This is a genomic window from Enterobacter sp. ZOR0014, assembly GCF_000798855.1.
In the GTDB taxonomy this organism is placed as follows: domain Bacteria; phylum Pseudomonadota; class Gammaproteobacteria; order Enterobacterales; family Enterobacteriaceae; genus Enterobacter; species Enterobacter kobei.
The window spans coordinates 1-5,510 of sequence record NZ_JTLF01000377.1; the positions used below are offsets into that span (position 1 = coordinate 1).

The 5,510-nt window shown below is 51.8% G+C and carries 5 protein-coding genes; all 5 read left to right on the forward strand.

The annotated features are described in order from the left end of the window. The first annotated feature begins 330 nt into the window (after positions 1-330). The 5 genes from L977_RS21435 to L977_RS21455 all read left to right on the forward strand — a co-directional run bounded on the left by L977_RS21435 (position 331) and on the right by L977_RS21455 (position 5,370). Entirely contained in the window at positions 331-1,467 is a 1,137-nt protein-coding gene (locus L977_RS21435; RefSeq protein ID WP_045134641.1) for a D-alanyl-lipoteichoic acid biosynthesis protein DltD, read from the forward strand. 128 nt (positions 1,468-1,595) lie between these two features. Further along, positions 1,596-2,714, forward strand: coding sequence for an MBOAT family O-acyltransferase (locus L977_RS21440; RefSeq protein WP_023332632.1), 1,119 nt, complete (start codon positions 1,596-1,598; stop codon positions 2,712-2,714). Beyond that, the gene (locus tag L977_RS21445) at positions 2,711-4,144 is read left to right on the forward strand and encodes an AMP-binding protein (RefSeq protein WP_014883270.1); all 1,434 of its coding nucleotides are present in this window, start codon (positions 2,711-2,713) and stop codon (positions 4,142-4,144) included. The genes L977_RS21440 and L977_RS21445 overlap by 4 nt, the downstream gene beginning before the upstream one ends. A 16-nt stretch (positions 4,145-4,160) precedes the next feature. Next, positions 4,161-4,379: an acyl carrier protein gene (locus tag L977_RS21450; protein WP_023332630.1), complete on the forward strand. Its 219-nt coding sequence runs from the start codon at positions 4,161-4,163 to the stop codon at positions 4,377-4,379. 154 nt (positions 4,380-4,533) lie between these two features. After that, positions 4,534-5,370, forward strand: a complete 837-nt coding sequence (locus L977_RS21455; protein WP_014883268.1) for an alpha/beta fold hydrolase — start codon at positions 4,534-4,536, stop codon at positions 5,368-5,370. Positions 5,371-5,510 lie beyond the last annotated feature (140 nt).

Genomic DNA, 5,510 nt, shown 5'->3' on the forward strand with positions numbered 1-5,510 from the left:
TCGGGTCGCCGGTTTTCAAGACCGGTGCCTTCAACCGCTCGGCCACGCTTCCAAAGTGAGGCGCACTATAAACATCTATTAGCGCCTTGTAAAGCAGGAATTTTTCTATTTCTACGCCCTGGCGTTTAACTGCGCAAAAAATCGCTCATTCCACGATCCCCGCGTCGCTCTCTCCCACTTGTACATACCGTTACACGGCAACGCTCATCCTTCTAAATCGCTTTGGTATAGAATGCCCCAAAATAGACGGCCATTTGTTGTGTAATTGTTATAAAGCCGGTTATTAACGGATTTTAGAAAATTGCCGCCATGTAGTCTTACTGGTTAATGATGAAAATCAAAAATACGTTTTGCTTACATATCCTGATGGCAGCCCTGGCCATTTTATTCCTCAGCATTCACCCGCTGGTGACCAGCTTTGATCCGCCGCTTAAATTCCAGCCGCTGATCAAATCCATGGCGGGCACACCGAAAGAACAAGCGGAAAAAATTGCCACCATTTCCCATGCCCTGGAGGGGAATGCCATTTTCTTCATTGGTGCCTCTGAAGTTGCCACCTCCGAAGATGAACATTACGCGGTCTATCATTATTTTAATCAGCAATTACACCAACCCGTCGTGGCGTATGGCGATGCGTTTGTCGATGATGAAACACAATTTTTACTGTTTTCACGTTTTAAAAATAGCCTTAACGCAAACAGTAAAGTGGTTTTATTGTTGGCACCTGACAGCTTTTACTCAAAAGGTCTGCCACCCGCTATCTATGCGGATAATTTTCCGGGCTCTGTTTTTGATCCCCTGATGAAGGATCCGCAGGCACGTCCGATCCTCGTGAATTATTTAAAACATATTGATGCTAAAGAGATAAGCCATTTAACCTTTGGGCAAATGCGTGTCTTCGGCTGGCACCCCGATCTGATTTGGGATGAGATCGGTTTCCAGTTCGCTAATTTTTGTACCCTGATAAAAAACGACTGGCTGTCGCTGCTCAATATCAGGCCTGAGACGGCGCAACCCTGGCCGCAACAGCCAACCACCCACATGACTCCGGACTGGAATAAAGAGCTGGCGAATGCCCGTGAATTAAATAAAGTTCGCCAGCAAAGCGCGGCGACCCTGTGGATGGACAAAACGATTTACGAAGAGGACGGTAAGCCGCAGCAGTGGGATGACACGCCGGTGGTGCCCGGCCAATTCGCTGCGTTCAGGAAAACCGTCCAGCTGCTGAAGGCACATCACGTGCAGGTCATTGCTATCGTCGACCCGGTTAACCCGTGGGCGCTTTACCATACCGACACGTTCCGCCCGTACGATAAGCAAATTCAATCCATTCTGAAAGAGAACCAGATCCCTTATTTAGATATGTACGCTATGCCTTATCAGAATGGCTGGAACTGGGACCGACTGCACCCGACTGAACTGGCCTGGGTGCCTATGCTTCGCTTTATTGCACAGAGTTTTAAATAATGAAAATCGCGATCCGTCTGTTTTTCCTTTATCTCCTGCTTGGGATCACCATCGTCGCGTGGACCGCTGTCGATGACAGCATGAGTATGCAACTGCATTTTGAATATCAGAAATTCTGAGGCCGAATGATGTACAGCTCAGGACTGTTTTTTGTCTGTTTATTTTCATCGGCACTGGTATTTGCGCTGATTAATCGCCTGCTGCGCCATCGCCTGACCTGGTTATCGTCCCTGGCCGTCCTGACAGCATTAGGCTGGGGCTATATTTTTCAGGGCGATTATCGTATTCCGGCGATCGTTTTTGGCTGTTTTTATCTTTTCGCCACGTTAAAAGAAAAAGGATGGTTAAAAACCTGGCAGGCGATCGTGTTAACGCTGCTGCCACTGTTTTTGGTGAAATTACATTTTAATCACCATCTCGGCATGATCGGTCTCTCTTTTATGACCTTTCGCGCGGTGGATGTGCTGTTGTATCGCAGTAAAAAAGAGGGCCAGAATATTCTGCACTATTTCTGCTACCTCTTTATGCCCTTTATTATTCTGGCCGGTCCGATGTACCGCTGGCGGACATGGATGAGCGATGTGAATAAACCCGCATTCACCCTTAACCGTGAACAATGTTTAACAGCGTTAGAGCAGATCGTCACCGGCATCATCCAGAAGTTCCTGTTTGCCATGCTGATCGATTCGCTTGTGGTGCAGCCCTGGAGCCATAAGCCATTTTCGCTGACCGTCGGCGTGGTGATGTCGATTGCTTACAGCGCCTATCTGTACTTTGATTTTGCAGGTTACAGCAATATGGCCATCGGTGCCGGGCGCTTATTCGGGCTGAATATTCCGGCAAACTTCAATATGCCGCTGCTTGCAAAGAACCCTCAGGACTTCTGGCGGCGCTTCCACATCAGCCTGTCTGAATGGCTGCGCGATGTGGTGTTTATGCCCGTCTATATGAACCTGATGAAGTTCAACTTTTTCCGTCAGAACAAAACGCTGGCGCAAAATATCGGTATTTTTTGCACCCTGTTCTGCATGGGGGCATGGAATGGCCTGGAACGCCATTATGTCATCAGCGGCGCGCTGTTTGGCGCCATTTCTGTCGCACACAACATGCTGCTGTGGTCAGCCAAACGCAGCCCGGCATTACACCGCGGTTTGCAGTATCCGGCAGTTGCGTTTTTGGGGCGAATTCTGACGCTGGGCAGCGCCGCAGGATCCCTTTACATCTTTAGTGGAATGTCTCCTCTATGAAATATCACACCGATCTACAGGAACTGCAGGATTTCTTACGTGCGGCATTGCGCGATCCCGCCTCCCCGCAGCAGCTGGCCATCACGGGTAGCGACGAAACCCTCAGCTGGCTACAGCTTTCCGCCGCCGTGATGGACTGGGCGGAACGCTATCAACGCTGCAAGCCTATCGAAGGCACACCGGTCGTATTATATGGTCATCAGCAGGCCGAGTTCGCCGTGGCGATTTATAGCTGCCTGTTGCACAACATTCCGTACATCCCGGTGGATTGCATCTACCCGCAGGAGCGGCTCCGGGAGATTTGTAGCCTGGCCAGTGTCCCTTACTATTACGACGTGGCAACCCGGCAGTTTATTGCCACCGGTGAAGCGGGCAAGGTCCTGGAAGAGCAGGATCTGGCCTATATCATGTTTACCTCAGGCAGCACCGGCAAACCGAAAGGCGTGCAGATTGGACGTGAGAGCGTCTGGCACTTCATGAAATGGGTCAGCCAGGACTTTTCCCTGCCGGCAAAACCGGTGCTGATGAACCACGCGGTGTTCAGCTTTGACCTCTCCCTGATCCCTTTGCTGGCGAACCTGGCGATGGGCGGACACATCGTGCTCAACGCCAAAGAGGATATTCAGAAAGAGAACTGGCTGGCGCGACTCAAAAGCAACGCGGTCTCCGCCTGGGTGTCCACGCCCTCTTTTGCCTACCAGCAGCTGCTGTCCCCGCAGTTTAACAGCGAGTATTTGCCTGAACTCGGCGTCTTTATCTTCATTGGTGAAGTGCTCAATAAAGCGCTGGTTAAACAGCTGCGCCGCCGTTTCCCGCAGGCCAAAATCATCAACTCCTATGGCCCAACGGAAGCGACCATCGCGACGACTGTGGTTGAAATTACGGATGAGATCCTTAACCAGGACAGCGCCGTGCTGCCGGTGGGGGTCATGATGCCGGAGAGCAGAATGGACATTTCCGCCGAGGGCGAGCTGATTATCTGGGGTAAAAACGTCATGCGCGGCTACCTCGGCCTGCCGCAGGAGAACGCGGCAAAATTACTGCATCGGGAAGATGACGCGTGTCGCGGCTACCGGACCGGCGATCTGGGTTATGCAGCGGGGATGATCTATTGCCAGGGTCGCAACGATAGTCAGGTCAAACTGAATGGCTACCGTATTGAAATCAACGAGATCGAAAACCGTCTGCTGGCCATGTCCGGCATTAATGAAGCGGTAGTGATGCCGCTGATGAAACCCTGCGGCAGCGTGCTGCGTATTGCCGCGTTCTGCGTGACGGAAATGGCACCGGATACGATCAAAACCTCGCTGTCGAAAGTGGTTCCCCACTATATGGTGCCTTCACAAATTATCGTAAAAGACGCGTTGCCGCTGAACCCTAACGGCAAAATTGACCGCAAATTGCTGGACGCTTACGCCCGCACTCATTAATTATCCAGGAAACATAATGGAAAACGAAATTCTCGCCCTGTTCGAAAAAGTATTATCCCGTAAAGTGGGCTTTCACGATGAACTGATTGAATCTGATATTCTCGACTCTATTCTGGCAGTCGATATGGTGCTGGAAGTGCAGGACGTTTACGGCTGTATGATCCCGCCAACTGACGTAGCGACGGTGTTGAAGACCCCGGCAGATCTCGCCCGCTATATTGAAGAGAACCGCTAAGCCCCGCTGTATGACCCCGCCCAGGAGGCTCTGGCGCGCCGCGCCAGAGCCCTGAATGCAAAATGAATACCTTTCACGGGAATGAAACCCACCGCTGATATGATTTCTCCTACACTTTAGGGGTCGTGTTGTTTTTAACAGAGGAGTCTGCGGTATGGCATTCGTAACAACGAAAGACGGCGTCAACATTTATTACAAAGACTGGGGTCCGAAAGAAGCTCAACCCATTGTTTTCCATCACGGCTGGCCATTGAGTGCCGATGACTGGGATAACCAGATGCTCTTCTTCCTTGCAGAGGGCTATCGCGTTATCGCTATCGATCGTCGTGGTCATGGACGTTCGGATCAGGTCAGTGAAGGTCACGATATGGATCATTATGCGGCCGACGCGTCGGCCGTGGTTGAAAGCCTGGATCTGCACAATGCCGTGCATGTCGGTCACTCTACCGGCGGCGGCCAGGTCGCCCGCTATGTAGCGAAATACGGCCAGCCGCAGGGGCGCGTCGCCAAAGCGGTGCTCGTCAGCGCCGTTCCCCCGCTGATGGTCAAAACAGAGAATAACCCCGGCGGGACACCCATCGAGGTGTTTGACGGCTTCCGTAGTGCGCTGGCAGCCAATCGCGCGCAGTTTTACCTCGACGTAGCCAGCGGCCCTTTTTACGGTTTTAACCGGGATGGCGCGGAGGTTTCACAGGGTACGATTCAGAACTGGTGGCGTCAGGGAATGATTGGCAGTGCCAAAGCGCACTATGAGGGGATTAAGGCGTTTTCAGAGACTGACCAGACGGAGGACTTAAAAGCCATCACGGTTCCCGTTCTGGTAATGCAGGGCGATGACGATCAGGTCGTACCGTATAAGAATGCCGCCCTTCTGCAGGACAAGCTGCTGGCGAACAGCGTGCTGAAAATTTATCCAGGCTTCCCGCACGGGATGCACACCACGCATGCGGAGACCATCAACGCGGACATTCTTGCGTTTATCCGTTCATAAACGTCAGGTTTTAAATTCACGCCAAAAGAAAAACCCCAGCTTAACGAGTAAGCTGGGGTTTATATCTGGCGGAAGCGCAGAGATTCGAACTCTGGAACCCTTTCGGGTCGCCGGTTTTCAAGACCGGTGCCTTCAACCGC